This is a genomic window from Mesorhizobium tamadayense (assembly GCF_003863365.1).
In the GTDB taxonomy this organism is placed as follows: Bacteria; Pseudomonadota; Alphaproteobacteria; order Rhizobiales; family Rhizobiaceae; genus Mesorhizobium; species Mesorhizobium tamadayense.
This window is the reverse complement of the sequence record NZ_RQXT01000009.1, coordinates 63,547-88,530: the sequence shown is the minus strand read 5'-3', so window position 1 is coordinate 88,530 and position 24,984 is coordinate 63,547. Positions and strand designations below refer to the sequence as shown.

Annotated in this window: 29 protein-coding genes; 14 read left to right on the top strand and 15 right to left on the bottom strand. The window is 64.3% G+C overall.

Annotated features, from left to right (window positions below):
• Nucleotide 1: 1 nt before the first annotated feature.
• The 3 genes from EH240_RS10045 (at nucleotide 2) to EH240_RS10035 (ending at nucleotide 3,155) form a co-directional block, all read left to right on the top strand.
• A complete protein-coding gene (locus EH240_RS10045) occupies nucleotides 2-1,384 on the top strand; it encodes an aminotransferase family protein (RefSeq protein WP_124997678.1) in 1,383 nt (460 codons plus the stop codon).
• A 245-nt stretch (nucleotides 1,385-1,629) separates the two neighbouring features.
• The gene (locus EH240_RS10040) at nucleotides 1,630-2,130 is read left to right on the top strand and encodes a GNAT family N-acetyltransferase (RefSeq protein WP_245435902.1); all 501 of its coding nucleotides are present in this window, start codon (nucleotides 1,630-1,632) and stop codon (nucleotides 2,128-2,130) included.
• Nucleotides 2,127-3,155 (top strand): histone deacetylase family protein, encoded by a 1,029-nt coding sequence (locus EH240_RS10035; RefSeq protein ID WP_124997674.1) that lies wholly within the window; start codon nucleotides 2,127-2,129, stop codon nucleotides 3,153-3,155. Before EH240_RS10040 ends, EH240_RS10035 begins: the two co-directional genes overlap by 4 nt.
• A gap of 1 nt (nucleotide 3,156) precedes the next feature.
• Here the strand turns inward: EH240_RS10035 and EH240_RS10030 are convergent, their stop codons facing one another.
• From EH240_RS10030 to EH240_RS10020, 3 genes are all read right to left on the bottom strand, one after another.
• Nucleotides 3,157-4,425: a cysteine desulfurase-like protein gene (locus EH240_RS10030; protein WP_124997672.1), complete on the bottom strand. Its 1,269-nt coding sequence runs from the start codon at nucleotides 4,423-4,425 to the stop codon at nucleotides 3,157-3,159.
• A 33-nt stretch (nucleotides 4,426-4,458) separates the two neighbouring features.
• Nucleotides 4,459-5,526, bottom strand: a complete 1,068-nt coding sequence (locus EH240_RS10025; RefSeq protein WP_124997670.1) for an aldo/keto reductase — start codon at nucleotides 5,524-5,526, stop codon at nucleotides 4,459-4,461.
• A gap of 119 nt (nucleotides 5,527-5,645) precedes the next feature.
• Nucleotides 5,646-6,182, bottom strand: a complete 537-nt coding sequence (locus tag EH240_RS10020) for a hypothetical protein (protein WP_425374781.1) — start codon at nucleotides 6,180-6,182, stop codon at nucleotides 5,646-5,648.
• Between the two features lie 312 nt (nucleotides 6,183-6,494).
• Between EH240_RS10020 and EH240_RS10015 the strand changes: the two genes are divergently transcribed.
• Complete coding sequence (locus tag EH240_RS10015; RefSeq protein WP_124997668.1) at nucleotides 6,495-6,659, top strand: DUF1127 domain-containing protein; 165 nt, start codon at nucleotides 6,495-6,497, stop codon at nucleotides 6,657-6,659.
• Nucleotides 6,660-6,708: 49 nt separating this feature from the next.
• Here the strand turns inward: EH240_RS10015 and EH240_RS10010 are convergent, their stop codons facing one another.
• Nucleotides 6,709-7,212: a DUF1993 domain-containing protein gene (locus EH240_RS10010; protein ID WP_124997666.1), complete on the bottom strand. Its 504-nt coding sequence runs from the start codon at nucleotides 7,210-7,212 to the stop codon at nucleotides 6,709-6,711.
• A 144-nt stretch (nucleotides 7,213-7,356) separates the two neighbouring features.
• Between EH240_RS10010 and EH240_RS10005 the strand changes: the two genes are divergently transcribed.
• Complete coding sequence (locus EH240_RS10005) at nucleotides 7,357-8,406, top strand: DUF1176 domain-containing protein (protein ID WP_124997664.1); 1,050 nt, start codon at nucleotides 7,357-7,359, stop codon at nucleotides 8,404-8,406.
• Between the two features lie 26 nt (nucleotides 8,407-8,432).
• Here EH240_RS10005 and EH240_RS10000 read toward each other — a convergent pair whose 3' ends face one another.
• The 7 genes from EH240_RS10000 to EH240_RS09970 all read right to left on the bottom strand — a co-directional run bounded on the left by EH240_RS10000 (nucleotide 8,433) and on the right by EH240_RS09970 (nucleotide 14,794).
• A complete protein-coding gene (locus EH240_RS10000) occupies nucleotides 8,433-9,323 on the bottom strand; it encodes an alpha/beta hydrolase family protein (RefSeq protein WP_124997662.1) in 891 nt (296 codons plus the stop codon).
• Between the two features lie 32 nt (nucleotides 9,324-9,355).
• On the bottom strand, nucleotides 9,356-10,975 hold the full coding sequence (locus EH240_RS09995) for an NTP transferase domain-containing protein (protein WP_124997660.1): 1,620 nt from the start codon (nucleotides 10,973-10,975) through the stop codon (nucleotides 9,356-9,358).
• Nucleotides 10,972-11,676, bottom strand: a complete 705-nt coding sequence (locus tag EH240_RS09990) for an XdhC family protein (protein ID WP_124997658.1) — start codon at nucleotides 11,674-11,676, stop codon at nucleotides 10,972-10,974. Before EH240_RS09990 ends, EH240_RS09995 begins: the two co-directional genes overlap by 4 nt.
• 6 nt (nucleotides 11,677-11,682) lie before the next feature.
• The gene (locus EH240_RS09985) at nucleotides 11,683-12,021 is read right to left on the bottom strand and encodes an XdhC family protein (protein WP_124997656.1); all 339 of its coding nucleotides are present in this window, start codon (nucleotides 12,019-12,021) and stop codon (nucleotides 11,683-11,685) included.
• A gap of 69 nt (nucleotides 12,022-12,090) precedes the next feature.
• Nucleotides 12,091-13,341: a vWA domain-containing protein gene (locus EH240_RS09980; RefSeq protein ID WP_124997654.1), complete on the bottom strand. Its 1,251-nt coding sequence runs from the start codon at nucleotides 13,339-13,341 to the stop codon at nucleotides 12,091-12,093.
• Nucleotides 13,342-13,346: 5 nt separating this feature from the next.
• A complete protein-coding gene (locus EH240_RS09975) occupies nucleotides 13,347-14,270 on the bottom strand; it encodes an AAA family ATPase (RefSeq protein ID WP_124997652.1) in 924 nt (307 codons plus the stop codon).
• A gap of 29 nt (nucleotides 14,271-14,299) precedes the next feature.
• A complete protein-coding gene (locus EH240_RS09970) occupies nucleotides 14,300-14,794 on the bottom strand; it encodes a flavin reductase (RefSeq protein WP_124997650.1) in 495 nt (164 codons plus the stop codon).
• 179 nt (nucleotides 14,795-14,973) lie between these two features.
• Between EH240_RS09970 and EH240_RS09965 the strand changes: the two genes are divergently transcribed.
• Together EH240_RS09965 and EH240_RS09960 are read left to right on the top strand one after the other, a co-directional pair.
• Nucleotides 14,974-16,044 carry a branched-chain amino acid ABC transporter substrate-binding protein gene (locus EH240_RS09965; protein ID WP_124997648.1) on the top strand — a complete coding sequence of 357 codons (1,071 nt, stop codon included), beginning with the start codon at nucleotides 14,974-14,976 and terminating at the stop codon, nucleotides 16,042-16,044.
• A complete protein-coding gene (locus tag EH240_RS09960; protein WP_124997646.1) occupies nucleotides 16,044-17,060 on the top strand; it encodes a P1 family peptidase in 1,017 nt (338 codons plus the stop codon). Before EH240_RS09965 ends, EH240_RS09960 begins: the two co-directional genes overlap by 1 nt.
• Before the next feature lie 153 nt (nucleotides 17,061-17,213).
• Here EH240_RS09960 and EH240_RS09955 read toward each other — a convergent pair whose 3' ends face one another.
• Nucleotides 17,214-17,471: a DUF2171 domain-containing protein gene (locus EH240_RS09955; RefSeq protein ID WP_124997644.1), complete on the bottom strand. Its 258-nt coding sequence runs from the start codon at nucleotides 17,469-17,471 to the stop codon at nucleotides 17,214-17,216.
• Nucleotides 17,472-17,716: 245 nt separating this feature from the next.
• Here EH240_RS09955 and EH240_RS09950 point away from each other — a divergent pair, with 245 nt between their 5' ends.
• Together EH240_RS09950 and purB are read left to right on the top strand one after the other, a co-directional pair.
• Complete coding sequence (locus tag EH240_RS09950; RefSeq protein WP_245435908.1) at nucleotides 17,717-18,205, top strand: hypothetical protein; 489 nt, start codon at nucleotides 17,717-17,719, stop codon at nucleotides 18,203-18,205.
• Nucleotides 18,206-18,266: 61 nt separating this feature from the next.
• Complete coding sequence (gene purB, locus EH240_RS09945; RefSeq protein WP_124997642.1) at nucleotides 18,267-19,574, top strand: adenylosuccinate lyase; 1,308 nt, start codon at nucleotides 18,267-18,269, stop codon at nucleotides 19,572-19,574.
• 51 nt (nucleotides 19,575-19,625) lie between these two features.
• Here purB and EH240_RS09940 read toward each other — a convergent pair whose 3' ends face one another.
• Entirely contained in the window at nucleotides 19,626-20,438 is an 813-nt protein-coding gene (locus EH240_RS09940) for a VOC family protein (protein ID WP_124997640.1), read from the bottom strand.
• Nucleotides 20,439-20,636: 198 nt separating this feature from the next.
• Between EH240_RS09940 and EH240_RS09935 the strand changes: the two genes are divergently transcribed.
• Nucleotides 20,637-21,194: an RBBP9/YdeN family alpha/beta hydrolase gene (locus EH240_RS09935; protein WP_124997638.1), complete on the top strand. Its 558-nt coding sequence runs from the start codon at nucleotides 20,637-20,639 to the stop codon at nucleotides 21,192-21,194.
• A gap of 79 nt (nucleotides 21,195-21,273) precedes the next feature.
• Here the strand turns inward: EH240_RS09935 and EH240_RS09930 are convergent, their stop codons facing one another.
• Entirely contained in the window at nucleotides 21,274-22,047 is a 774-nt protein-coding gene (locus EH240_RS09930; RefSeq protein WP_124997636.1) for an HpcH/HpaI aldolase family protein, read from the bottom strand.
• 102 nt (nucleotides 22,048-22,149) lie between these two features.
• Nucleotides 22,150-22,470: a DUF1476 domain-containing protein gene (locus EH240_RS09925; protein ID WP_124997634.1), complete on the bottom strand. Its 321-nt coding sequence runs from the start codon at nucleotides 22,468-22,470 to the stop codon at nucleotides 22,150-22,152.
• A gap of 276 nt (nucleotides 22,471-22,746) precedes the next feature.
• Between EH240_RS09925 and purC the strand changes: the two genes are divergently transcribed.
• The 4 genes from purC (at nucleotide 22,747) to EH240_RS09905 (ending at nucleotide 24,984) form a co-directional block, all read left to right on the top strand.
• Nucleotides 22,747-23,541, top strand: coding sequence for a phosphoribosylaminoimidazolesuccinocarboxamide synthase (purC, locus tag EH240_RS09920; protein ID WP_124997632.1), 795 nt, complete (start codon nucleotides 22,747-22,749; stop codon nucleotides 23,539-23,541).
• A gap of 61 nt (nucleotides 23,542-23,602) precedes the next feature.
• Nucleotides 23,603-23,842, top strand: coding sequence for a phosphoribosylformylglycinamidine synthase subunit PurS (gene purS / locus EH240_RS09915; RefSeq protein ID WP_124997630.1), 240 nt, complete (start codon nucleotides 23,603-23,605; stop codon nucleotides 23,840-23,842).
• Between the two features lie 3 nt (nucleotides 23,843-23,845).
• Nucleotides 23,846-24,514, top strand: coding sequence for a phosphoribosylformylglycinamidine synthase subunit PurQ (purQ, locus tag EH240_RS09910; RefSeq protein ID WP_124997628.1), 669 nt, complete (start codon nucleotides 23,846-23,848; stop codon nucleotides 24,512-24,514).
• Nucleotides 24,515-24,573: 59 nt separating this feature from the next.
• Nucleotides 24,574-24,984 carry a hypothetical protein gene (locus EH240_RS09905; RefSeq protein ID WP_124997626.1) on the top strand — a complete coding sequence of 137 codons (411 nt, stop codon included), beginning with the start codon at nucleotides 24,574-24,576 and terminating at the stop codon, nucleotides 24,982-24,984.

Here is a 24,984-nt window from a genome sequence, read left to right as displayed (position 1 = left end):
CATGCCGAAACCGGAAGCGCAGCCCTCGCCTCAATCAGAAGATCGATCGCCGTCGCATCTGTTCTATCTCTCCAGCCTGCGCCGGCCGCTCGTCGACCGCGCCGAAGGCATCTATTTCTGGACCAAGGACGGCCGCCGCTTCATCGACGGTTCGAGCGGGCCGATGGTCGCCAATATCGGCCATTCCAACCGCAACGTCCTCGACGCCATGAAGCGGCAGATGGACAAGGCGACCTTCGCCTACCGGCTGCATTTCGAGAACGAGCCGGCCGAGGAACTGGCTCGGGAACTCGCAAACAAACTGCCGGCCGGCATGGACCGCATCTTCTTCGTCTCAGGCGGTTCGGAAGCGACGGAGTCCTGCATCAAGCTTGCCCGGCAATGGGCGGTCGCCACCGGCCAGCCGAAGCGCTGGAAGGTCATCACCCGCTTCCCCTCCTATCACGGCGGAACGCTGGGCTCGCTTGCCGTCACCGGCGACGATGCGCTGGCCGAGACCTTCACGCCGATGATGCAGGTGATGCCGGCCGTGCCGGCGCCAGCTGCCTGGCGCGACCGCGGCAACCTGTCGATGGAACAGCGCGGGCTGCGCTACGCCGACATGCTGGAGGAGAAAATCCAGACCGAAGGACCGGAGAGCGTTCTCGCCTTCATCATGGAGCCCGTCGGGGGTGCTGCCACCGCCGCGCTTGTCGCGCCCGACAGTTATTATCCGCGCATCCGCGAGATCTGCGACCGCTACGGCATTCTGCTCATCCATGACGAGGTGATGAGCGGCGCGGGCCGCACCGGCAAATTCCTCGGCGGCGATCACTGGAACTGCAAGCCGGACATCGTCGCGCTGTCGAAAGGGCTTGGCTCGGGCTATGCGCCGCTCGGCGCTCTGGCGGCACCCATGCGGCTGGTCGAGCCACTGCTCGCCTCCGGCGGCTTCCAGCACGGCCACACCTATGCCGGCAATCCGCTTGCCTGCGCCGCCGGACTTGCCGTGCTCGGCGAGATGGACCGGCTCGATCTCATCGCCAACGCCGCCGCGATGGGCGACGTGCTGATCGGCGAGTTGAAGGAACTGCAAAGGCGCTTCCCCTTCATCGCCGACGTGCGCGGCAAAGGCCTGCTGCTCGGCGCCGAAATGGTCGCTGATCCGCAAACGCTGACGCCGATCGCGCCGGCGAAAAAGGCGACACAGCGCCTGCTCGACCACGCCTATGCGCGCGGCCTGATCATCTATGGCCGCAAGGTCAAGGGCGGCGTCGACGGCGACAATTTCATGGTGGCGCCGCCGATGATCATCACAGCTGAGCAGATCGGCGAGATGATCGCCATCATCGGCGACTCGCTGGAAGCGCTGGCTGCAGAGCTCGACCTTCCGGTGGAAGGCTAAGATAGCCGATCTGAGATGCTTGCGTTCCGTCCCACCCCCCTCTGGCCTGCCGGCCATCTCCCCCGCAAGGCGGGAGATTGGATGTCATTTCGGGTTTCGCCAATCACCGGCGTTGAAGGAGTGGCATCGCATTCGAAGCTGCCAATCTCCCCCCTTGCGGGATCCGGTCCACCCTCCGCAGCTGCAGCGCAGCTGCTGCGGAGGACGGGCAGGACAGAGGGGGGTGCCTGGGCGCCCTGCCTATCGTGAGCAAGGCCGTCACCCTCCGCCCCGGCACCATCGACGACGTGGCAACCATCCACGCTGCCTTGCTCCGCCTCAGCACCCACGTCGGCGCGCATCAGGAAATCACCTCGACACCCGATGACCTGCGCCGCTACGGCTTCGGCGAAAAGCCCGCCTTCTCGACCCTGATTGCCGAAGTCGGCGGCGAGTTCGCCGGGCTTTGCCTTCATTTCCCGATCTTCTCGACCTGGATGGGCCGTCCAGGCGTCTATGTGCAGGACCTCTATGTCGAGGACCGGTTTCGCGGCCGCCGCATTGGCGAGAAACTGCTGCGGCGCGTGGCCAGGGAGTGCCGCGCGGCGGGCGGCGTTTATCTCAGGCTCTCCGTCGATACCGACAACGAGACCGCCAGGGCCTTCTATGAGAGACTGGGCATCGGCTGGTCGAGCTACGAGCAGGTGCAAAAGATCGTCGGCGAGGCTTTCTTCGCCTTTGCCGATGCGCCGGAGGAAGAACGATGAAAGCCTTCTATGCCGAGGAACAGAAGCGCCACAATCCCAAGGCCTTCCTCTCCAGCGGCGCGCCGCAGCCCAACCAGGAAAAACCGGAACGCGTCGAGAGACTTTTAGCCGGCGCGAGATCGGGCGGCTTGACGATCGAGCGGCCGAATGACCATGGCCTTGGGCCGATCGCCGCCGTGCACACGCCCGAATATCTCGACTTCCTCGAGCACATCTTCACGCGCTGGCAGCGCATCGAAGGCGCTTCGGCGGAAGTCATCCCGAACATCCATCCGATCGCCCGCAACGGCTCCTACCCGGCATCGGCGGTCGGCCAAGCCGGCTATCACATGGCCGACACCGCCTGCCCGATCTCGGCCGAGACCTGGAACAGCGCGCTGTGGAGCGCCTGGAGCGCGGTCGAGGCGGCCGAAGCCGTGATGGCGGGGGCGCCTTCGGCCTACGCTCTCTGCCGCCCGCCGGGCCACCATGCGTTTGCCGACGTGGCCGGCGGTTTCTGCTTCATCAACAATTCGGCGGTGGCCGCCCAGGTGCTGAGAAGGAACGCGGCGCGCGTCGCCATCCTCGATGTCGACCTGCATCACGGCAACGGCACGCAAGGAATCTTCTACGCCCGGCCCGATGTGCTGACCGTCTCGCTGCATGCCGATCCGGTGCGCTTCTATCCCTTCTTCTGGGGCCATGCCGACGAGCGCGGCGAAGGCGCAGGCCTCGGCTACAATCTCAACCTGCCGCTGCCGCGAAAGTCTGGGGATGCGGCCTTCCTAGAAGCGCTGGCCACCGCCTTCCAGCGCATCCGGGCTTTCGCGCCGGATGCGCTGGTTGTAGCGCTAGGCTTGGACGCCTTCGAGGGCGATCCGTTCGGCGGCCTTTCGGTGACGACGCCAGGCTTCTCGCGCATCGGCGAAGCCATCGCCGGGCTCGGCCTGCCGACGGTCATCGTCCAGGAAGGCGGCTATCTCTGCGATGCGCTGGGCGACAACCTCACCGCTTTCCTGACCGGCTTCGGCGGCAAGAAGGGATAGTTCAGGCGCGTTGTTGCCTCAGCATCGCGATCACGCGGTGCACGCTTTCCAGCGTTTCGTCGATCTCGGCCGCCGTGTTATAGTGCGCAATACCGATGCGCACGACGCCCTGCTCCGGCGGAACGCCAAGCTGGTGGACGATCTCCCACGCATAATTGTGGCCGGACCACAGGAAGATGTTTTCGGCATTCGTCTGCCGCACGATCGTTTCCGGCGCGATGCCTTCGACCGTGAAGGAGACCGTCGGCACGCGCTCGCCGAGGCGGTCCAAGTCGGCAATGCCGCGGATGGTCAGGCCCTCGATGTCCGACAGACCCTCGATCAACTGCCGGGCCAGCGCATTCTCATAAGCGATCGACACCTCGAAGGCTCTCGCGATCCGCTGCCGCCGCGAGCCGCCCTCGCCGGCCGCGGCGCCGAGACCGGCGAAATAATCGACGGCCGCGGTCAACCCCGCCATCAGCTCGATCTGCGGCGTGCCGAGCTCGAACCGCTCCGGCAGGCCGTTGGACGAGCAGCGGCATTTGTAGGGTTTCTGCGCATCGATGACATCTCGGCGGCCCCACAATATGCCCATATGCGGCCCGAAGAACTTGTAGGCCGAGCAGACCAGGAAATCGCAGCCGAGCGCCTGCACGTCGATCAATCCGTGCGGCGCGAACTGGACGGCATCGACATAGACCAATGCGCCGGCCTGCTTGGCGATCGCTGTCAGTGCTTTCACCCGGTTGATCGAGCCGGTGAGGTTCGAGGCATAGTTCAGCGCCAAGAGCCGCGTCTTTTGCGAAAGCAGCGCCTGCAAGGCCGCTTCCTCGACCTGCCAGCTCTGCTCGTCGAACGGCAGGAAGCGCACGACGAGACCGAGGTCCTCGGCAAGCTGCAGCCATGGCGAGACATTGCCCTCGTGGTCCATGCGGGTGAGGATGATCTCGTCGCCCGGTTTCATCGTCCGGCCGAGCGTGCGCGACATATGGTAGGTCAGCGTCGTCATATTGGCGCCGATGATGATCTCCTCGACGCTTGCCGCACCGAGGAAATCGGCCATCGCGGCATGCGCGTCGTCGGCCACCTGCTGCGCGGCGAGCGTCGTTTCGAAGAAACCGCCGAGATTGGCGTTGGTCGTCAGGAGGCAGCGCGACACGGCGTCCGCCACCGCCTGCGGCACCTGCGTGCCGGCAGGATTGTCGAGATAGATGCGGCGGCGGCCTTGGTCGGTCAGCGAAAGCGCCGGAAATTTTCCGCGCACGGCCTCGATCGGAAAGTCTGCCATCGTCTCCAGCCCTCTTTTCTCAGCGATTTCCGGTCACGGGCAAGGGTTGCCGACGCGCTGGTGGATGGCATCGACCGCCTTCTGCATCTCCTCCGTCCAGGTGACCTCGGCCGAGGACAGCGCCATGTCGAGCTGGGCGACGCTGGTGGCGCCGACGATATTCGCGGTCACGAACGGCCGGCTCGTCACATAGGCGTTGGCGAAGAGCGCCGGCTCCATGCCGAAGGAGCGCGCCAGCTCATTGTATTGGAGCAACACTTCCGCGGCATTCGGTGTCTCGTAACGCTGGCCGCGATTGAAGAGCTGCGAGCGCGAGCCTTGCGGCCGCGCGCCGTGATCGTATTTGCCGGTCAGATAGCCTTGCGCCAGTGGAGAATAAGGGAGGAACGCGATCTCTTCGCGCTCGCAAACCTCGGCCAGGTTCACCTCGAAGGTGCGATTGACGAGATTGTAGGCGTTCTGCAGCGAGGCGACGCGCGGGCCGATGCCCTTGTCGGACTCGGCCAGGAAACGCATGACGCCCCACGAGCTTTCGTTCGACAGGCCGAGATGGCGAACCTTGCCGGCCTTCACCAACTCCTCGAAGACGCCAAGCGTCTCGGCGACCGGCGTCTCGCCGGCAGGAGCGCCGACAGCATCGGCGCGCCGTGCTACCGCGCCGACGCGCGTCGGATTTGAGCCCCATGGAATGTCCCGATCCGGCCAATGGATCTGGTAGAGATCGATGTAGTCCGTGCCGAGTTTCGCCAGCGACTTTTCGATCGCATCGAAGATGTCGGCGCGCACGAGCTTCGATGGCCGGTCGCCGCGAAACCAGGTGTTGGCCGTGCGGCCGACCACTTTCGAGGCGATGACGACCTTGTCGCGATTGCCCTTCGTCTTCATCCAGCTGCCGATGATCCTCTCGGTCCACCCTTGCGTCTCCGCCCTGGGCGGAATCGGGTAAAGCTCCGCAGTGTCGATGAAATTCACCCCGCGCGAAAAGGCCAGGTCCATCTGCGCATGGCCTTCGGCCTCGGTGTTCTGCTGGCCCCAGGTCATCGAGCCGAGGCAGATTTGCGAAACAAGGAGATCGGTCCGACCGAGGCGGCGTTTATGCATGGAATGTCTCCGGCGGGAGGTTTTGCGCGGACTGCGCGGGGAGCAGATCAAGCATAAAGCATAGGCCGGAGGTTCTCCAAGCCCTGTCGCCGCCGACTTTTGCGTGATTGCGAGCTGATCTAACGCCGGGCTGCTGCCAACGCGCGCCGCTTCGCCTCGTCGATCAGCATGTTGGCCACCTGCATGCGGATCATGGCGCGCTGGCGCAGATGCGGGGCGACGCGGTCCGGATGGTTGGCGAAGGCGAAGTTGCGCCGGATGCGGCCGAAATCGCCGCTTTGGATCGGGCGGTCGAGGCCAAGCTCGCCGGCAATCGATTCGGGATCGATCGGCGGCAGTTTTTCCTCCGGGCGATGCTCTTCCTCGGCGAGGGTCAGCTTGGCCTGGTCGAGAAGCGCGGCGAACTCGGCGGCAAGGTCGGCGCCCGCCTCACGGTATTCGGCCGCGACGCTCTCGCCGGCAACCTTGATGCGGCCGGAGTGAAGCTCGTCCGCCACCGACAGATAGTCGAACGGAATGGAGGGTCGGGCGTGCCCCTCCTCGCCCTTCTCCGAGGCGACGATCAGGTCGTCGAGCAACGAAGCGAAATCGAGCTTGTTCCCGGTGCCGATCTCAACCTCCCTGTCGCGACGGCATTCATTGTCGCCGTCGACCATAGATCGCTCTCGTTAAAAATGAATGCCGGCAACCTTAACAATTGCGGGCTTTTAAGCTGCAAACGTTGGCCGATAACAAAAAGCCGGACTGCGTTTTTCGTGCAGCCCGGCAGGGTCGCCAGGAGTGGCGAGGAAAAAGCCGGCCATGGGCCAGCATCGAGGCGTACGGTCGGGCTTCCGCAAAAGTTTCAGAAAAATCGATTGTGCCGGAAAACAATTCGCCGGGTTTGGCTGCCATGCAATTGCTGCAGTGCACAATCGTAACAAATCACCTATAGTCTCGCCTGTGGAGGGCAAACTGGGGCCTGGGATATGGGGTTCTTCACTGAAATGTTCGCGCGGCCGCGGCCGCAGGAACAGCAGCGTTACCGCTCGGCGCTCGCGCTTCTGAATGCGATGAGCAACGCCGACCGCGCCGATATCGGCATCAAGCCGGCGGATTTTCCGCGCATCGCCCGCGAAATGTCGATGCGCTGATTCAACGATGACAAGAGGTTCCCCGCAGGACGGGGAACCTCTTTGATCTTCAGCGTCCCAGGAACGTCGCCTTGCCCAGTGGCACGCCGTTGTGCCGCAGGATGTCGTAGGCCGTGGTGACGTGGAAGTAGAAGTTGGGCATGGCGGCGTTGAGCAGATATTGCAGCCCGCCCATCGACACCTCGCGCCCGGCGAGCCTGAGTTCGATCATCCGCTCCTCCGACCCGTCCAGATCGGCGGCCGAGAAAGTCGCCAGATGATCGAGCGTCTTGGCTATTCGGGCGTGCAGTTCTTCGAAGCTTGATTCATTATCCTCGTATTTCGGCACCTCGCGACCGGCAAGCCGCGACGGCGCGCCCTTTGCATGGTCGGTGGCGATCTGCACCTGCCGGGTCAAGGCGAACATGTCGGGCGCGAGCCTGGCGGTCAGGAACACCTGCGGATCGATCTTGCGATCGGCAGCGTTCTGTTCGGCCAGCGCCAGCACGCTGGCCAGCGCCTTCAGCCGAGCCGAAAAGACGGCCACGGAAATGTCGTACATCGATATGGTCACGTGCGTAATCTCTCCAGGCGGCCCCAGCGCCGCGGGTGGTGACGTAGCGCCTGCCGGCCCGATTCTTCAAGCCGTCCTGCCCCGGCGTCACCGCGTCGCCGCAATCGCCGTGGTAGTATTTTCGTTATCGAGCGGAGATTCCCGATGAGACGTGTCCTTCTCGCAGCGACGGCATTGTTCTCCCTTGCCGGCATCGGCCGGGCGGCGCTTGCGGCCCAAGCGCCCTATATCGACGACCGGTCCAGCGCCGAGGCAGTCATCCGCTCACTCTACAGCGCCATCGGCCGGCATGAATTCGCCCGCGCCTGGGGCTATTTCGGCGATACCAAGCCGGCAAAAGATTTCAACGTCTTTGTCAAGGGCTACGACAACACCGACGCGGTCGAGGTCAAGACCGGCGCGGTATCGGACGAAGGTGCTGCCGGCAGCATCTACTACAGCGTTCCGGTCGCCATCCAGGCGACCGACAAGAAGGGCGAGGCCAAGGTCTTTGCCGGCTGCTACACGCTTCGCCAGGTCAACGCGCAAATCCAGGAACCGCCGTTCCAGCCGATCTTCATCGACAAGGGCGCATTGAAGCCGGCGACTTCGGATTTCGAAGATGCCGTGCCGGCGAGCTGCGGCGACGGCCCGCCGCCGCCCAAGAAGGACCAAGCACAGGAACAGGCCAAGAAGGCCTTCCTCGCCACCTACGGCGAACAGTGCGACAAGGAGAATCCGGAAGGCAAACCGGTGGGCGAGCCCGAGGCTTATTCCATCCACTACAAGGACAAGGATGCTGGAGCCGACGAGCCGGAGCGCGAGACGCGGCTATTCCGCTTCTTCTGCTCGATGGCCGCTTACAATGAGAGCGCGGTCTATTACATCTACGACGATGTCTCCGGTGTCCGGCAGCTGCAGTTCGCGGCGCCGGAGCTCGACATCCGCTACGAGAACAACAACAGCGAAGGCAAGGTCGAGGGGGTCCACATCATCGGCTTCCAGACCGACGACCAGCTGGTAAATTCCGACTATGACGACAAGACCAGGACGATCACGTCCATGAACAAGTGGCGCGGCGTCGGCGACGCTTCGTCGACCGGTACCTATCTGTTCCGCAACGGCAATTTCTCGCTGGTGCAGTACGACGTCGATGCGTCCTATGACGGCGAGATCAACCCCGAAACCGTCCTGGACTACAACACGCCGCCTTGAGCCGGCGCGACCGGTCAAGGCGCCGGTCAAGGCGCTTTCGTCAGCATCCAGTTGAGCGTGCCGCGCCAGTCGACCATGCGGATCGGCGTGCCATGCGTGCCGGTCTCGAAGCGCACGAAGCGGGTCGGATAGGTCTTCGACCTGGCGAGGATCGAGCGGAAGAAGGCTTCCTGCTTCGCCACATCAAACACCACGTCATGGCTGCCCTGGCCGAAAAACACCGGCACGCGACGCTTGAAGGCGGGGCTGGTCAAAAAGCTTTCGTCCCAGAGCGAGCCGAGCAGCAGCAGCCCGTTGATGCGGTCGCCCGTATCCTTGCGGTCGGCCAGCTTCCAGCAGAGGATGCCGCCCATCGAGCCGCAGGCGACGAAGATTTTGGCGCCGGGCGATTTCCCGGCGTAGTGATCGATCAGCGCCGCCACGTGCGCGGCACCCTTGTCGCCGAAATCGGGAAAGTCCGGTGAAAGATAGAGGCCATCATTTTCGGCCATAAGATTCTTGAGGCGGTTGAAATTGCCCCCGAAGGTGAAGTCGTCGACGCCCTGCTTGCGGCTGCCGCCCTGGCCGTGCAGGTAGAGCACGATGATGGCGGCCCCTTCCGTCTTGCCGATCGCGACATGCCTGACATCGCCGGCATCGGTTTTCAGCATGAGGTCCTGCTGCACCCTGCGCACGCCGGGGTCGGTATATTGCGCATGCACGCGCTTTTCCGGCACCTCGTCGCGCTGGTTGATGTCGCGCATCTCGCGATAGTCGAGGACCGTGTAGGCGCCGTTGTCGCCGCTCGACAGCGTCGCCGGGTAGGCGAAGAGGTCGTCCTTGAAGGGTTTGAGTTCCAGCGTCTGTCCCTCTGTTGCCGAGAGGAAAAAAGCTGACGCGGCCAGCAGTGCAGGGAAAAATCGGAAGCGCAAGGACATTCCGAAGCCATGCGAAATTCGACTTCGGTTTGTCAATCCTGAAGGACGCCGCCCGCCCCTTCCAGCGCCTCGCGCGTGTCGACGTCGATCGAAGCGCCCTGCCCGATCTCGACATCGATGACGTCGAGGCCCTCGGCCTCGACCAGATGGCGCGCGCCGGTGTCTCCCTCGAGATGCGCGACGGCGGCAAACAAGGAACGGGGCAACAGCACCGGGTTGCCGCGCTTTCCGAGATGCGCGGCACGCACCACCGCGCGGCCGCCGGACCGGCGGAAGGCATCGATCAGGCTGTCGAGATCCTTCGACGAGACGCCAGGCATGTCGCCGAGCACGATTATGGCGCCGGCCGCTTCGGGCGCGACCCGCGCGATGCCTGCCTTCAAGGATGAAGCGAGACCATCCGCGAAGTCCGGATTGTCGGCGAGCGCAACATCGAGGCCGGAAAGCGCGGAGCGAACGCGCTCGCGCTGATGGCCGGTGACGACAATGGTGCTGGCCGCCTTCGAGCCGAGCGCGCGCTCGGCCGTGCGGCGCACCAGCGGCTTGCCCTCGAACAGCGCCAGCAGCTTGTTCGGACCGCCCATGCGGCTGGAACGGCCAGCGGCGAGAAGCACGATGTCGACCCGCGGCTCCGATCTTGCCGACTGAGGCGGCAGTGGCTCGCGCGGCTGCGGCCTGGACGGGATTTCCATCAGGAGACCCCCCACGCCCATGCCGGCGATGTCGGCCGCCGTCACGTCGAGCCCGGCGATCAGCCGGTCCAGCACCCAGTCGAAGCCGTTCTCCTTGGGGCTGCGGGCGCAACCGGGCGCGCCGATGACGCGCTTGCCGTCGAGCGTTCCGAGCACCAAGAGATTGCCGGGATCGACCGGCATGCCGGCTCGGATGACTTTGCCGCCCGCCCTCTCGATCGCGGCAGGGATGACATCGGCGAAGTCGGCCAGCGCCGAGGCGCCGAAGATCACCACCATGTCGTTGTCGCGCGCCAGCGCGCTTGCTGCTTCCGCTACGAGCGCGATCTCATGCGGCGTGCGCCGCTCCGCCGTCAGCCGGCCGCCGGAGCGCGCCAGCCGCGCCTCGGTGACGCGCAGCGTCTTGTCGAGCACGCTCGGCTTGATGCCGGGCAGCATCGTCTGGATGACGCCGACATTGACCGGTTGGTAGGCGTTGACGGCAAAGATCTCACCGCCGGCACAGATGTTGACCACCGCATCAACCAGGCTTGCGGCGACGGCAAAGGGAATGATTTTCACCGTCGCCACCATCTGGCCCTTCTCGACCGGCGCGTGCTGCGCCAGCGTGGCGATGGTGATCGCCGGGTCGACGGCATTGATGGCGTCGATCATCTTTGCGTCGACGGTGAAGATGCCCGCGGTTTCAGCATGCAGGTTGACGCGTCCGGTTGCAGCCGGCTCCGTCTCGACGTTGCGATGAGTCATGCTCAACGCGATCTTTTCGGCCGCGGCATCCTCGCTGAGGTCATCGGGAGCCAGGACGGCCGCGACGATTTCGCCGATACCGGCCGCCTTCAGCGCCGCAATGTCCTCGCCGCTTAGCCGATGCGCCTTGCGGAACCGTCGTTCGCCGGCGGTGGTCGCATGCGCCAACACCGCGCCTTCGGCCTGCTCGATCGGAACCGGACCGAACTTCACGCCACGGCGCCTTTGCTTTCCAGGCCACGCGAGCGAAAGGCGTGGATGGTCTGCGCCAGCACCGCGACCGCAATCTCGGCCGGGCTGGCGGCGCCGATGTCGAGACCGATCGGCGCATGGATGCGGGCGATCTGGTCGGCGCCGGCGCCCATAGCCAGCAGGCGTTCGACCCGCTTGGCGTGGGTCTTGCGGCTGCCGAGCGCTCCGACATAGAAGCACCTTGCATCGAGCGCCGCCTTGAGCGCGAAATCGTCGATCTTCGGGTCATGGGTCACGGCGGCAAGCGCGGTATAGCTGTCGAGCGGCTCGCGCTTCAGCACATCTTCCGGCCATTCGGCATGCAGCGCGACATCGGGAAAGCGCTCCGGCGTAGCGAAGGCCGTGCGCGGATCGACGATCTCGACCGGGTAGCCGGCGATCCTGGCCATCGGCGCCAGCGCCTGGCTGATATGCACGGCGCCGATCACCACCAGGCGCGGGCGCGGCAGATGCGCGTTGAGGAAGAAGGTCCGCCCTTCCGCTTCCACCGACCTCGAATTGCCGGTGCGGAACGCACTGGCGATCGCCGCCCCGAGTTCGCCCGCAACGCGGTCGCCCTCGCGCACGATGCGGTCGCGGCCGTCGCCGAGATCGGTGACCAGCACTGCGGCGCGCCGTGCGCGGCGCTCTTCGTTCAATGTTTTGAGAACGTACGGATCCATCCGTAATCAACCTAACCGCTCGACATAGACCTTGATGCGGCCGCCGCAGGACAGCCCGACTTGCCAGGCGGTTTCGTCGGCAACGCCGAATTCCAGCATCCTGGCCTTGCCGCTGTCGATGACATCGATCGCCTCGGTCACCACCGCACCCTCGACACAGCCGCCGGAGACCGAGCCGTGGAAATTCCCCTCGGCGTCGATGACCAGGTGGCTGCCGACCGGGCGCGGCGCCGAACCCCAGGTCTCGACCACGGTCGCGATGGCGACATCCTTGCCGTCCTTCATCCAACCTTCCGCGATGATCAGAGGATCGCGGGCCTCATCGAGATAAATGCTCTCGTCCATCGTCGCTTCCCACAAGTCTGTTTTTCCCGGGAAACATCCCTGAGAAATATAGAGCCGCGAAACATATGGCTACGCGGCGCGCCTCTCGCCAGTTTGCAGCCAGCGGCGCGGGTCGACCGAAGCCGCCGGCCGCCGGTCGAGCGAGGCGCAAAGATCGGCCAGCGCCTCAAGATTATGCACCGCGCGGAACTCATCGACATGCGGCAGCATCGCCTTCACGCCGCGGGCGCGCGCCTCGAACCCGTCGAAGCGCAAAAGCGGATTGAGCCAGATCAGCCGCCGGCAGGATTTGTGCAGCCGCTCCATCTCCTCCGACAGGCCGGTGACGTCATCGCGCTCCAGACCATCGGTGATCAGAAGCACCACCGCCCCCTGCCCCAGCACTCGCCGCGACCACAGCCGGTTGAATTCGGCGAGCGCGTCGCCGATGCGGGTGCCGCCGGACCAGTCCTTCACGGCTGTTGAGCATTCGGCCAGCGCCTCGTCGGGATCGCGATGGCGCATCTGGCGGGTGAGGTTCGTCAGCCGCGTGCCGAAGACGAAGGCGTGGACGCGCCGGCGCTTTTCCGTCAGCGCGTGCAGGAAGTGGAGAAAGATGCGCGTATACTGGCTCATCGAGCCGGAAATGTCGGCCAGCACGACCAGCGGCGGATGCGCTTCGCGCGGCGATCGGAATTTCGGAAGGATCAGCGCGCCGCCGGTGCGCGCGGCGGAGCGCATCATGGCGCGCGGATCGATCCGGCGCCCTTGCGCGTCAGCCTTGAAGCGGCGCGTGCGCACCAGGTCGAATGGCAGCCGCAAGGCCGCGATCGCCTTTTTGGCCTCGCCCATCTCGGCCGCATCCATCTGGGCAAAATCCTTGCCGCGCAACACCTCGTTGCCGGAGAAGGTGAAGCGCGCATCGACCTCGATCTCGGGCACTTCCCGCACCGGCTGGTTCTTGCGGTGCCCTTCGAACATCGCCTGGCTGACGCGGTTCTCGGCCGCGCGCGGCTTTTGCTTTTCAGCGTTGTCGGGAGCGACAGGTGAAAACATCGCCAGCAGCTTCTCGATCAGCTCGCGCGACTTCCAGAACAGGCGAAAGGCTTCGTCGAAGACCGGGTGGTCCTCGTGCCGCGAGACCAGCACCGCATGCAGCGTCCAGTAGAAATCGTCGCGCGAGCCGATGCCGGCGGCGAGCACCGCCTCGATGGCGTCCTTGACCGAGGCCGGCCCGACGCGCATGCCGGCCTTGCGCAGCGCACGCGCGAAATAGACGATGTTGTCGGCGAGGCGCCCGTCGGCAAGTGCCTCTCTGGGTTCCGGGCTCGGCGATGGCATGGCGCCTACTCCGCGGCCGAAAGCTCGGCCTTCACCTCATTGAGGATGCGCCGGCCTTCGCCTTGTTCGATGCGGGCAATGTCGTCCTGGTATTTGAGCAGCACGCCGATCGTGTCCGATACGGTCTCCGGATCGAGCGCCACCTTGTCGAGCTCCGTCAGCGCGCCGGCCCAGTCGATGGTTTCGGCGACGCCGGGCGCCTTGAACAGCTCGACCTGGCGCAGCTTCTGGATGAAGGAGACGACCTCTGCCGACAGCCTGCTATTCGCCTGCGGCACCTTGCGCCGCACGATCTCCAGCTCGCGCTCGGCGTTCGGATAATCGACCCAGTGATACAAGCAGCGCCGCTTCAGCGCGTCGTGGATCTCACGCGTGCGGTTGGTGGTGATGATGACGATCGGCGGCTCTTCGGCCTTGATGGTGCCAAGTTCCGGGACCGTCACCTGGAAATCCGACAGGATCTCGAGCAGGAAGGCCTCGAAGGCCTCGTCGGTGCGGTCGAGCTCGTCGATGAGGAAAACCGGCGCCGCCCCTGCCTTGCCGGTCAGCGCATCGAGCACCGGACGGCGGATCAGGTATTTTTCGGAAAAGACGTTGCGCTCCATGTCGGAGCGCACGACCTTGCCCGCCGCCTCCTCCATGCGGATCTCGATCATCTGGGCGGCGTAGTTCCACTCGTAGACGGCGGAGGACACGTCGAGCCCTTCATAACATTGCAGTCGGATCAGCCGGCGGCCAAGCGCATCGGCCAGCACCTTGGCGATCTCGGTCTTGCCGACGCCGGCCTCGCCTTCGAGGAACAGCGGCCGCTTCATGCGCAGCGAAAGGAACAGCACCGTCGCCAGCGAGCGATCCGCGACATAATCCGCGCCGGTCAGCAGATCGAGCGTCTCGTCGATCGACTTCGGCGCGGGCCGCGGCGTGGTCATCTTGTCTCCGTGGATGCCGCGCACCCGTTTCACAGAACGTGGTAGTCGCGGTTGTGGTAGATCAGCGGCCGCAAATTATCGCCGATGCGCAGGCCTGTCACCTTGCCAAAAAGCACACGGTGGGTGGCCAAGTCCTTGCTGTCGATGATCTCGCAATCGAACACGGCGAGCGCGCCTTTCAACGTCGGCGCGCCGGTCGAGATCACATCCCATTCGCCGAGCGCGAAGCGCTCTTCCGGCGGCAGGCCGGTGATGCCGGAAAAGCCGACAGACAGTGCTTCCTGATCCGAGGCCAGCGTGTTCAGCGCGAAATTGCCGTTCCTGATGAACGGCTCATTCTTCGGATTTTCGCGATTGAGGCAGACGAGGACTGTCGGCGGCGTGTCCGAGACCGAGCAGGCAGCGATCACCGTGGCGCCCCTTTTGCCCGCCGGGCCGTCGGTGGTCACCACATGCACATGGCCGGCAAAATGCGCCATCGCATCGCGATAGGCCTGGGGCCCGATGTCGTTGATCTTCAGCACCCGATGATCCACCTGTCAAAAAACCAGCCCGTTATATATGGCCACATATTGCATGCCACAAGCGAAGTGCTTGACCGTAATCCTGAAATTCGCGTGTTGCGCGGGGCTTAGCCAGACTTTAGCTCTTTGCTGGAATAGTGTCGGACTATAAGTCCGGCACGGAGGACCTCTTCGCCCGAATGCGCCATATCACGACGACAATAGCCGCGCTGTTCTGGCTGTCGCTGGCCGCGAGCGCCAATGCCGATATTCTGGTTGGCGTCGCCACGCCGCTCTCCGGTCCATCGGCGATCCTCGGGCAGCAGATCGAGAACGGCGCCGGTCTGGCTGCTGAGGCCCAAGGCGTCACGGTCAAGAGCGTCGATGACGCCTGCACGGCCGACGGCGGCGCAGCGGCCGCCAGGCAATTCGTGGATGCCAAGGTCAGTATCGTCGTCGGCTTCCTCTGCACCGACGCGATTGAGGCGGCGCTTCCGATCCTGAAGGACGCCGACATTCCGGTCATCACGATCGGTGTGCGCACCGAGAGCCTGACCGATCGCCGCGCCAAGACCGGCTGGCCGGTCTACCGGCTCGGGCCGCGCGGCGACGACGAACGCAACGCGGCAGCCGCGATCCTCACCCGGCATTGGCAAAACGAATTGTTCGCCATTATCGATGACGGCACCATTTATGGCCGTGAGATCGCCGAGACTTTTCGCAGCGCCGCCGAGCGGGCGGCGCTGAAGCCGACCTTCGTCGACACGTTCCGGCCGCAGCTCGACAACCAGATCGGACTGATCGGTCGGTTGAAGAAGGCAGGCGCGACCAAGGTGTTCGCCGGCGGCGATGGCGACGACATCGCTATCATGGGGCGCGACGCCGCGCAGCTTGATGCCGGCATCACCTTTGCCGGCGGCGAGGCGTTACGCGCCCCGCGCGGCGACGTGCCTTACGCGGTTGACACGCTGATGATCGCATTGCCGGAATGGGCCGAAGTCGCCGATCCCAAGGTCGTGCAGACCTTCGGCGCAAGGAACATTGTTCCAGACGGCTACACGCTGCCGGCTTACGCCGGGGTCGAGATCGCCAAGGCGGCAACAGCGGACGCGGAAAGCTCCGGTAAGCCGCTCGCCGAGGCGCTGACCGGGCATGATTTCGCCACCGCGATCGGCACCATCCGCTTCGACGAAAAGGGCGATCTCAGCCAGAACCCGTTCCGCGCCTTCCGCTTCGACGGCACGCATTTCGTGCCACTGGAGGAAAAGTGATGTTTCGCGCCGGTCCACGTAACCTGATCACCGATGTCGCGGGCTTGAGCGTCGGCAACACCGCCGACGTCAGGCTGAAATCCGGAGTCACGGTGGTGTTGTGCGAGGAACCGGCAGTGGCCGCCGTCCAGGTGCTGGGCGGCGCGCCGGGCACGCGTGAGACCGATCTGCTCGAGCCGCAAAACTCGATCGCGGCCATTCACGCCGTCGTGCTGGCCGGCGGCTCGGCCTTCGGCCTCGATGCCGCTTCCGGCGTCCAGGCTGCGCTGCGGGAGAAAAACATCGGCGTCGAGGTCGGCGGTTTTCGCGTTCCGATCGTGCCGGCGGCGATCCTCTTCGACCTGCGCAATGGCGGCGACAAGGATTGGGGCCGCTATCCGCCCTATCGCGAGCTTGGCTATGAGGCGGTTCAGGCGGCAAAGGCCGACTTCCCGATCGGCACGGTCGGCGCCGGCACCGGCGCGTTGACCTCCGGCCTGAAGGGCGGGCTGGGCTCGGCCTCGACAGTGCTCGACAGCGGCGTCACCATCGGCGCGCTCGCCGCCGTCAATCCGACCGGCTCTGTAACGGTCGGGCGCAGCCGGCACTTCTGGGCGGCGCCCTTCGAGATCGGCGACGAATTCGGCGGCCTGGGCTATCCCGCCCCGATGCCGGCAGACGCCAGAAAAATACTCTTGAAGTACCGCGACAGGCACGTCGGGGAGCCGCCAGAGGGCGGCAGCACGACGATTGCCGTCATTGCCACCGACGCCATGCTTTCCAAGGCGGCCGCCAAACGGCTGGCGATTTCGGCGCATGATGGATTCGTGCGCGCCATATGGCCGACTCACACGCCGGCCGACGGCGATCTCGTCTTTGCGCTGGCGACCGGCAGGAGCGGCATCGAGCTCAGCGCCGACGCGGCGATCGATCTTTTCGCGACGGCCGGCGCCACCATGGCGCGCGCCATCAGCCGCGGCGTCCATGCGGCGACGCCCGCCGACGGCGATCTGTTTCCGGTCTGGTCGTCGCGCTAAAGCATGTCTCCCGAAAGTGCGCCGCGGTTTCGGGACAAAGACATGCTTAAAATCAAAGACCTAGAGCAATTCCAGGAAAGGTGTGCAGCGGTTAGGCTCGGCGCCTTTGCCGTAGCCTTCCGCCCGGAATTGCCTAAAAACAAATCGCTGCTGTCAGGTCGGGTCGGACTTCTCTTCCTCGAAGGTTACCGCGACATCCGAATTCGCCGACAGCCGGACTTTCTTTCCGTCGATCTCCGCGACAAGGCTGAGCGGAATATAATGGTGATGGCCTTTGTGCGTGCCCATGCCGCTGTCGGCCTTGGTCAGCTTGATCCGCTGACCGTCGACGTTGTCGACGGTGCCGATATGGACGCCATCGGCGCCGATCACTTCCATATGCTCGCGTATCTTGCTGAGGTCGGTGGTCATGCTGGTCCTCCGCTGGATGGTGGCCGCGCGTCCCTATCGACATGAGGCGGCCGACAATAACAAATGAGGGCCGGATTGGATGCATCGGGCAGCACCTCTCGTTCACCATGGCGTGATAGGCATGACGCGAATGAGACAACGTCAATGAGACAGGGAGCATTGCCGACGACACACTGCCTGAACCGCCAGCCGCCGCGGAACCTGGCCTTTCGACCGTGACGCCGCTGCAGCCAACCTCCTTGCGTCTGCGCCTGGGAAACCGCCTGCGCGATGCCCTGCCCTCGGCAGGCACGGCTGTTGCCGGCGCCTTGCTGTGGGGTCTGGCGATGGCGGCCAGCGCTTTTCTCAATCTCTATTATTGGGAGATGCCGGGCAGGATCCGCTTCGTCGTGCTGCTCTATGCCCTTGGCGGCGGGCTTGCCTTTCCGGTCGGGCTGACGCTCGCCAGACTGGTGTCGCGCGGCCGACACTGGGAAACCACTCTCGCCGCCGCTTTCGTATGCCTGCTCGGCGCGACGCTTGCTTTCACCGGCGGCCTGTTCGCCCTGCAATACCGTTCCTATTACGCCGAGTGGCATGCGCCGGCCTTGACGCTGACCTGGGCGTTTGAATTCGTGTTCACGATACTCACCGCGCTCTACCAGTTCGTCGTCCTGGGTATCCGGCTCTATTTTCCGCTCGGCTTTGCAGCACTTGCCGTCACCAGCATCTGGTTTGCGCGCCAGCGGCGTTGAGCATTGGCCCGGCCTCTGTTAGGACGCGGCCAAAGCTTCTCCCAGCAGGACTCGGAAACAGATGATCCCTCGCTATTCCCGGCCGGAAATGGTGGCCATCTGGTCGCCCGAAACCCGGTTCCGCATCTGGTTCGAGATCGAGGCGCACGCCTGCGACGCGCTGGCCGAGCTCGGCGTCATCCCCAAGGAAGCCGCGAAAACCATCTGGGAAAAGGGTGGCGCCGCCGAATTCGACGTCGACAAGATCGACGAGATCGAGCGCGTCACCAAGCACGACGTCATCGCCTTCCTCACCCATCTTGCCGAATTCGTCGGTCCGGACGCCCGCTTCATCCACCAGGGCATGACCTCGTCGGATGTGCTCGACACCTGCCTTGCGGTGCAGCTGACCCGTGCGAGCGACATCCTGCTTGCCGATATCGACGCCCTGCTTGCGGCGCTGAAGCGCCGCGCCTTCGAGCACAAGGACACCATCACCATCGGCCGCAGCCACGGCATCCATGCCGAGCCGACGACCTTTGGCGTCAAGCTGGCGCAGGCCTATGCCGAATTCTCGCGCTGCCGCGAGCGACTGGTGCATGCGCGGGAAGACATCGCCACCTGCGCCATCTCGGGCGCCGTCGGCACCTTCGCCAATATCGATCCCTATGTCGAAGAGCACGTGGCGAAAAAACTCGGCCTGAAGCCGGAGCCGGTGTCGACGCAGGTCATCCCGCGCGACCGTCATGCCATGTTCTTTGCCACGCTCGGCGTGATTGCCTCCTCGGTCGAACGGCTGGCCATCGAGATCCGCCATCTGCAGCGCACCGAAGTGCTGGAGGCGGAAGAGTATTTCTCGCCGGGCCAGAAGGGCTCGTCGGCGATGCCGCATAAGCGCAACCCGGTGCTGACGGAAAACCTTACCGGCCTTGCCCGCATGGTGCGCTCCTATGCCATGCCGGCCATGGAGGATGTGGCTCTATGGCACGAGCGCGACATCTCGCACTCCTCCGTCGAGCGCATGATCGGACCGGACGCGACGGTGACGCTCGACTTCGCGCTCTCGCGGCTCACCGGCGTCGTCGACAAGCTGCTCGTCTATCCCGACAACATGCTGAAGAACATGAACAAGTTCCGCGGCCTGGTGCATTCGCAGCGCGTGCTTCTGGCGCTGACGCAAGCCGGAGTGTCACGCGAGGATGCCTACCGCCTGGTGCAGCGCAACGCCATGAAAGTATGGGAACAAGGCGCTGATTTCCTTGAGGAACTTCTTGCCGACAAGGAAGTCACAGCGGCGCTGCCCGAGGCCGAGATCCGCGAGAAATTCGACCTTGGCTACCACACCAAGCATGTCGATACGATCTTCAAGCGGGTGTTCGGAGAGGCTTGAGCCTTTCCTTCTCCCCGTTTACGGGGAGAAAGAAGCTATGCCGACGCCCGATCAAGCCTTCCCAGGCACCGTCCTGATCACCGTTCCCCACGGATCCTCCCGGGTCGTTTCCCCAGCCACATTGTCCGAGCGCATTTCGACCCAGGCGAGGCCCGAACGGGCCGGGTCGCGGCGGCCGGCACCGGCGCTGTGCCAGGCATTGGCGCCGATATGGTGGTGGTAATGGCCGGAGGACAGGAACACCGCCTGACCACCATATTTGGCCACCGTGTCGAAGCCGAACACGTCATGCCACCAGGCTTCGGCGTCCTCGGGACGGCCGACACGCAGATGCACGTGGCCGACGATGGTGTTTTCCGGCGCGCCCTGCCAGCCGGCATCGCCCGCCGGCACGCTGGCGACGACCGCGGGCAGGTCCAGCCGCTCGGTCGCCATGGCTATTTTGTCGCCGTCCCATTTCCAGTCCTGCGGACGGCGGTCGGCATAGATCTCGATGCCGTTGCCCTCCGGGTCGGTCAGATAAAGCGCCTCGCTCACCAGATGGTCCGACGCGCCTTCGATGCCGATCCGGTTGGCGGCGGCATAGTTGATCCAGCGGCCGAGATCGGCGCGCGACGGCAGCAGGAAGGCCGTGTGAAAAAGGCCGGCGCTGCGCGGATCGTCAGGCCTCGCCGAGGCATCCTGCTCCAGCACCAGCAGCGGACGGTTGGCGGCGCCAAGCGTGATCGCGTCGTCGGCACGGCTCAATTCCTGCAGGCCAACGACGGCGCGGTAATAGGCGGCAAGGTTTTCGGCGTCGCGCGCCTTCAATCCGACACGCGAGACGCTGACCGGGGTGGTCGCGGCAAAAGGCAGTTCGCTCATCAAACTCTCCGTTAGGGCGCCGATCCCACCAAGAGCAGCCGCGCCAGTTTTTATTAGTCTTCCTGTTTCACATCTCAGATCGTCCATCACGATCGTTCACACAAGACGGAAAGAATCGAACAGGTTGTTCACAATTGTGATGTTGCCGCGTCCACCGGCATGGTTGCATGAGACAAGGCCGCTCGCTACATCGGCGCGATGAAAGTCAAGGACGCAGATATTCTCATCGTGCCGGGCTATACCAATTCCGGGCCCGAGCACTGGCAGACCCGTTGGCAGTCGAAGCTGTCGACGGCGCGCCGGGTCGAGCAGACGGAATGGACGAAGCCGGTCCGCGAGGACTGGACGGCAAGTGTGGCTAGAGCCGTCAACGAGGCCGAGCGGCCGGTGGTGATCGTCGCGCATTCGCTGGGTGTGGCGGCGGCGGTGCAAGCCGTCCCGCAATTCCAGAAAGCGGTCGCGGGCGCCTTCTTCGTGGCGCCGCCGGATGTCGCCAATCCGGAGATCAGGCCGAGGCATCTGATGACCTTCGGCCCCTATTCGCGCGAGCCCCTGCCGTTCCCGTCGATCGTGATCGCCAGCCGCAACGATCCTTTCTGCGCCTTCGAGGTCGCCGAGGACATTGCCGCCGCCTGGGGATCGCTGTTCATCGATGCCGGCGAGGCCGGCCACCTCAACGCGGATTCAGGCTTCGGCCCGTGGCCCGAAGGATCGATGACCTTCGCCAGGTTCCTGACGGAGCTGAAGGAGCCCTGAGGCTGGCCCATGACCCGGAGATGGGAATCTATTTCCGGAAAGGATCACGAGCAAAATCAAAGCGATACGGCTTTGCAGCTTAGGAGCCGATCGAATCCCGCATGCTTTTCAGAAGGGTCTTGGCGCCGAGCGAGATCAGCGTGTGGTCCGAGCCCAGGGCGAGCAGCCGGTAACCCATCGACACGACGCGGCCGGCAACGGCCGGCTCGATGACATAGATCGCGGCGTGCTTGCCGGCCTTGCGTGTCCGCTCGGCGATCGAGGCGACCGTCTCCATCATGCTTTCCAGCGTCGAATTGACGGCTGTGCCGTTCGACCAGGCGATCGAGAAATCCGACGGCCCGACGAAGATACCGTCGATGCCAGGCGTACCGAGGATGCCGTCCAGCGCCTCGAACGCCGCCCGCGTCTCGACCATCGCGAAGGCCATTGTGCGTTGGTTCGAGTCGCGCAGCCACTCGCCATGGTCGCCCTTGCCGTGGCGCGGGAAGGCATAGGTCGGCCCCCAGGAGCGCTCGCCCATCGGCGGATATTTCATCGCGGCCGCGAACTGCCGTGCATCCGCCACCGAATTCACCATCGGCGCGATCACCGCCTCAGCGCCGAAATCGAGCGCGCGGCTCGCCATGTCGAAGCGGCCGACCGGAATGCGCACCAGCGCCGGCTTGTTGGCGGCAAGCACCGGGACAAGGCCGCGCAGCACGCTGTCCTCATGGTGGCCGCCATGCTGCATGTCGAGGGTGACGGCATCAAAACCCTGCTTGGCGATGATTTCGACCGTCAGCGCGTCCGGCACCCCGGACCAGGCGGTGAACAGCGTTTCGTCGGTAGCCAGGCGGGACTTGAGCGACATCTGAACTTTCCTTGTTAACAATGCGCAGTTTCAGCCGGAAACGGCGGCAAAGGCAAAGAAAAACCGCCCGACCGAGCCGGGCGGTCGATTGGTCCAGGAATGTTAGCTGTTCTTGATCTGCTCGATCGCCTGCGCCATCAGCTCGTCCATCGTGCGACGGATCTGGTGGTCCGACTGGTTGACGCCCGCGGCATCGAAATCCTTGCGAATCTTTCGGAAGACATCGTGGTCGCCAGCTTCCTCGATGTCCGAGACCACGACCTCCTTGGCATAGGCCTCGGCATCGGCGCCGGTTTTGCCCAGCTTTTCGGCGGCCCACAGGCCGAGCGCCCTGTTGCGGCGCGCCGAGGCCTTGAAGCGAAGCTCCTCGTCGAAAACAAATTTGCGCTCGAAGCCCTCTTCTCGGTCTTTCATGCTGCTCATGACGTCCCTCCGGTCAAATCGATTCGCTTAGCGGTGAATATGTGTGCTTACCCTGCACAAACCAAAAGGCTGCGGGCCGGTCAATATGCTACGTCGCATGCTGCGCTGCGGCATTTCGGTCTCGAAACCGGTTGATCGGCAGGATTGCCGATTGAGCAAACATTACGATTGCTATAGACACCGGCATTGAACGCCACCGTCGCCACAACTAATTTAGGCGGACGGACAGGAAACCGGTCGCTTGCCGCCTGACCGCCAATCCAGAGAAAAAATCAGATGAAAAATCGCCGCCGCATTTACGAAGGCAAGGCCAAGATCCTCTATGAAGGGCCTGAGCCTGGAACGCTGATTCAGTTCTTCAAGGACGACGCCACCGCCTTCAACAAGAAGAAGCACGAGGTGGTCGACGGCAAGGGCGTGCTCAACAACCGCATTTCCGAGCACATCTTCAACCACCTCAATCGCATGGGCATCCCGACCCATTTCATCCGCCGGCTCAACATGCGCGAGCAGCTGATCAAGGAAGTCGAGATCATCCCGCTCGAAGTGGTCGTGCGCAACGTCGCCGCCGGCTCGCTGGCAAAGCGCCTCGGCATCGAGGAAGGAACGGTGCTGCCGCGCTCGATCATCGAATTCTACTACAAGGCCGATGCGCTGGACGACCCGATGGTCTCGGAAGAGCACATCACAGCCTTCGGTTGGGCAAGCCCGCAGGAGATCGACGACATCATGGCTTTGGCCATCCGCGTCAACGACTTCCTCTCCGGCCTGTTCCTGGGCGTCGGCATCCAGCTCGTCGACTTCAAGATTGAATGCGGCCGACTGTTCGAGGGCGACATGATGCGCATCGTCGTCGCCGACGAGATCTCGCCCGACTCCTGCCGGCTGTGGGATGTCGCGACGCAGGACAAGCTCGACAAGGACCGCTTTAGGCGCGACATGGGCGGCCTGGTCGAAGCCTATCAGGAAGTCGCTCGCCGGCTCGGCATCATGAACGAGAACGAGCCACCGCGCCCGACGGGTCCGGTGCTCGTCGCCTCCTCCGAACCGCCCAAGGGCATGAAGCACTGACTACCATACGGTCTGCCGGCAACGGCAGGCCACCCGCATGACCGATCACTCAGGAGTACCGATGAAAGCTCGTATCACCGTGACCCTCAAGAACGGCGTTCTCGACCCGCAGGGCAAGGCGATCGAGCATGCGCTCTCGGGGTTGGGCTTCGACGGTGTCGGCCAGGTTCGCCAGGGCAAGGTATTCGATATCGAGCTCACCGCAACCGACAAAGCCAAGGCCGAGGCCGACCTCAAGGCCATGTGCGACAAGCTTCTGGCGAACACGGTGATTGAGAATTACGCGGTGGAGATCGCCTGACAAATGAAATCAGCCGTCGTCCTCCTGCCTGGCCTCAACCGCGACCGCGACATGATCGCTGCGCTGACCAAGATTTCCGGTCGGGCGCCGGCGACCGTCTGGCAGACGGACACCGAGATCCCCGATGTCGACCTGATCGCCATTCCCGGCGGCTTTTCCTTCGGCGACTATCTGCGCTGCGGCGCGATCGCCGCGCGCATGCCGGTCATGCGGGCAGTGGCCGAAAAGGCCGCCAAGGGCGTCATGGTCATCGGCGTCTGCAACGGCTTCCAGATTCTGGTCGAGGCGGGGCTGCTGCCTGGCGCCCTGATGCGCAATTCATCGCTGAAGTTTGTCTGCCGGCAGGTGAAGCTCGAGATCGCCAACGCCAACACCATGTTCACGCGCCGCTACAAGCCTGGCCAGATCATCCGCTCGCCGGTGGCGCATCACGACGGCAATTATTTCGCCGATGCCGAGACGCTGGCGCGCCTCGAAGGCGAAGGCCAGGTGATGTTCCGCTATGCCGAAGGCACCAATCCCAACGGCTCGATAAACGACATCGCCGGCATCGTCAGCGAGAAGGGCAACGTGCTCGGCCTCATGCCGCATCCGGAGAACCTGATCGAAGCAGCACACGGCGGCAGCGACGGCCGGGCGCTGTTCGAAGGCGCCCTCGGCATCGCCGCTTGATCCTTTTCCAGACAATTCCTTCAGAACAATTCTTTCAGACCAACCGGGGCGGCCTGACCATGAGACTGACGATCGCTCGCCTTGCTCTGCTGGCTGCGGCCGGCCTGACGCTTGCCTCTTGCCAGTCCGGCTCGAAGAGCGCGCCGGCGCCCTCAGGCAAGAGCGCCTCGCTGCTTGCCATGGAACAGGTCGCGATAGCCGCGCACAAATGCTGGATCGCCAGCAAGGACCCGGCCTTCAAGCCCTACCAGATGGCCAACGAGCTCAACTCCTACAGCGGCACGCCGCGTTTCCTGCTGGTTCCCGCCAAGCATTATGGCGGCAAGCCGCTGCTGGTCGTGCAGGCGCAGGGCAATTCCAGCAAGGTGGATGCGTTCGGGCCACTGATGGCCGAGCCGCTCGGCGCGCGCATCGGCTCCGACATCGCCCGCTGGCAGGCCGGCAATCCGTCCTGCGCCGCTGCCGCGTGA

Excerpts from the sequence above, each read along its gene's own strand:
- EH240_RS10025 (WP_124997670.1), bottom strand. The coding sequence starts at position 5,526 with ATGCATAAACGCCGCCTCGGTCGGACCGATCTCCTTGTTTCGCAAATC.
- EH240_RS09930 (WP_124997636.1), bottom strand. The coding sequence starts at position 22,047 with ATGTCGCTCAAGTCCCGCCTGGCTACCGACGAAACGCTGTTCACCGCC.
- EH240_RS09985 (WP_124997656.1), bottom strand. The coding sequence starts at position 12,021 with ATGGACGAGAGCATTTATCTCGATGAGGCCCGCGATCCTCTGATCATC.
- purQ (WP_124997628.1), top strand. The coding sequence starts at position 23,846 with ATGAAATCAGCCGTCGTCCTCCTGCCTGGCCTCAACCGCGACCGCGAC.
- EH240_RS09905 (WP_124997626.1), top strand. The coding sequence starts at position 24,574 with ATGAGACTGACGATCGCTCGCCTTGCTCTGCTGGCTGCGGCCGGCCTG.
- EH240_RS09990 (WP_124997658.1), bottom strand. The coding sequence starts at position 11,676 with ATGGATCCGTACGTTCTCAAAACATTGAACGAAGAGCGCCGCGCACGG.
- EH240_RS09940 (WP_124997640.1), bottom strand. The coding sequence starts at position 20,438 with ATGAGCGAACTGCCTTTTGCCGCGACCACCCCGGTCAGCGTCTCGCGT.
- EH240_RS09980 (WP_124997654.1), bottom strand. The coding sequence starts at position 13,341 with ATGCCATCGCCGAGCCCGGAACCCAGAGAGGCACTTGCCGACGGGCGC.
- EH240_RS09975 (WP_124997652.1), bottom strand. The coding sequence starts at position 14,270 with ATGACCACGCCGCGGCCCGCGCCGAAGTCGATCGACGAGACGCTCGAT.
- EH240_RS10020 (WP_425374781.1), bottom strand. The coding sequence starts at position 6,182 with ATGGTCGACGGCGACAATGAATGCCGTCGCGACAGGGAGGTTGAGATC.
- purS (WP_124997630.1), top strand. The coding sequence starts at position 23,603 with ATGAAAGCTCGTATCACCGTGACCCTCAAGAACGGCGTTCTCGACCCG.
- purC (WP_124997632.1), top strand. The coding sequence starts at position 22,747 with ATGAAAAATCGCCGCCGCATTTACGAAGGCAAGGCCAAGATCCTCTAT.
- EH240_RS10035 (WP_124997674.1), top strand. The coding sequence starts at position 2,127 with ATGAAAGCCTTCTATGCCGAGGAACAGAAGCGCCACAATCCCAAGGCC.
- EH240_RS10030 (WP_124997672.1), bottom strand. The coding sequence starts at position 4,425 with ATGGCAGACTTTCCGATCGAGGCCGTGCGCGGAAAATTTCCGGCGCTT.
- EH240_RS09965 (WP_124997648.1), top strand. The coding sequence starts at position 14,974 with ATGCGCCATATCACGACGACAATAGCCGCGCTGTTCTGGCTGTCGCTG.
- EH240_RS09960 (WP_124997646.1), top strand. The coding sequence starts at position 16,044 with ATGTTTCGCGCCGGTCCACGTAACCTGATCACCGATGTCGCGGGCTTG.
- EH240_RS09955 (WP_124997644.1), bottom strand. The coding sequence starts at position 17,471 with ATGACCACCGACCTCAGCAAGATACGCGAGCATATGGAAGTGATCGGC.
- EH240_RS10015 (WP_124997668.1), top strand. The coding sequence starts at position 6,495 with ATGGGGTTCTTCACTGAAATGTTCGCGCGGCCGCGGCCGCAGGAACAG.
- EH240_RS09925 (WP_124997634.1), bottom strand. The coding sequence starts at position 22,470 with ATGAGCAGCATGAAAGACCGAGAAGAGGGCTTCGAGCGCAAATTTGTT.
- EH240_RS10000 (WP_124997662.1), bottom strand. The coding sequence starts at position 9,323 with ATGTCCTTGCGCTTCCGATTTTTCCCTGCACTGCTGGCCGCGTCAGCT.
- EH240_RS10045 (WP_124997678.1), top strand. The coding sequence starts at position 2 with ATGCCGAAACCGGAAGCGCAGCCCTCGCCTCAATCAGAAGATCGATCG.
- purB (WP_124997642.1), top strand. The coding sequence starts at position 18,267 with ATGATCCCTCGCTATTCCCGGCCGGAAATGGTGGCCATCTGGTCGCCC.
- EH240_RS10005 (WP_124997664.1), top strand. The coding sequence starts at position 7,357 with ATGAGACGTGTCCTTCTCGCAGCGACGGCATTGTTCTCCCTTGCCGGC.
- EH240_RS09935 (WP_124997638.1), top strand. The coding sequence starts at position 20,637 with ATGAAAGTCAAGGACGCAGATATTCTCATCGTGCCGGGCTATACCAAT.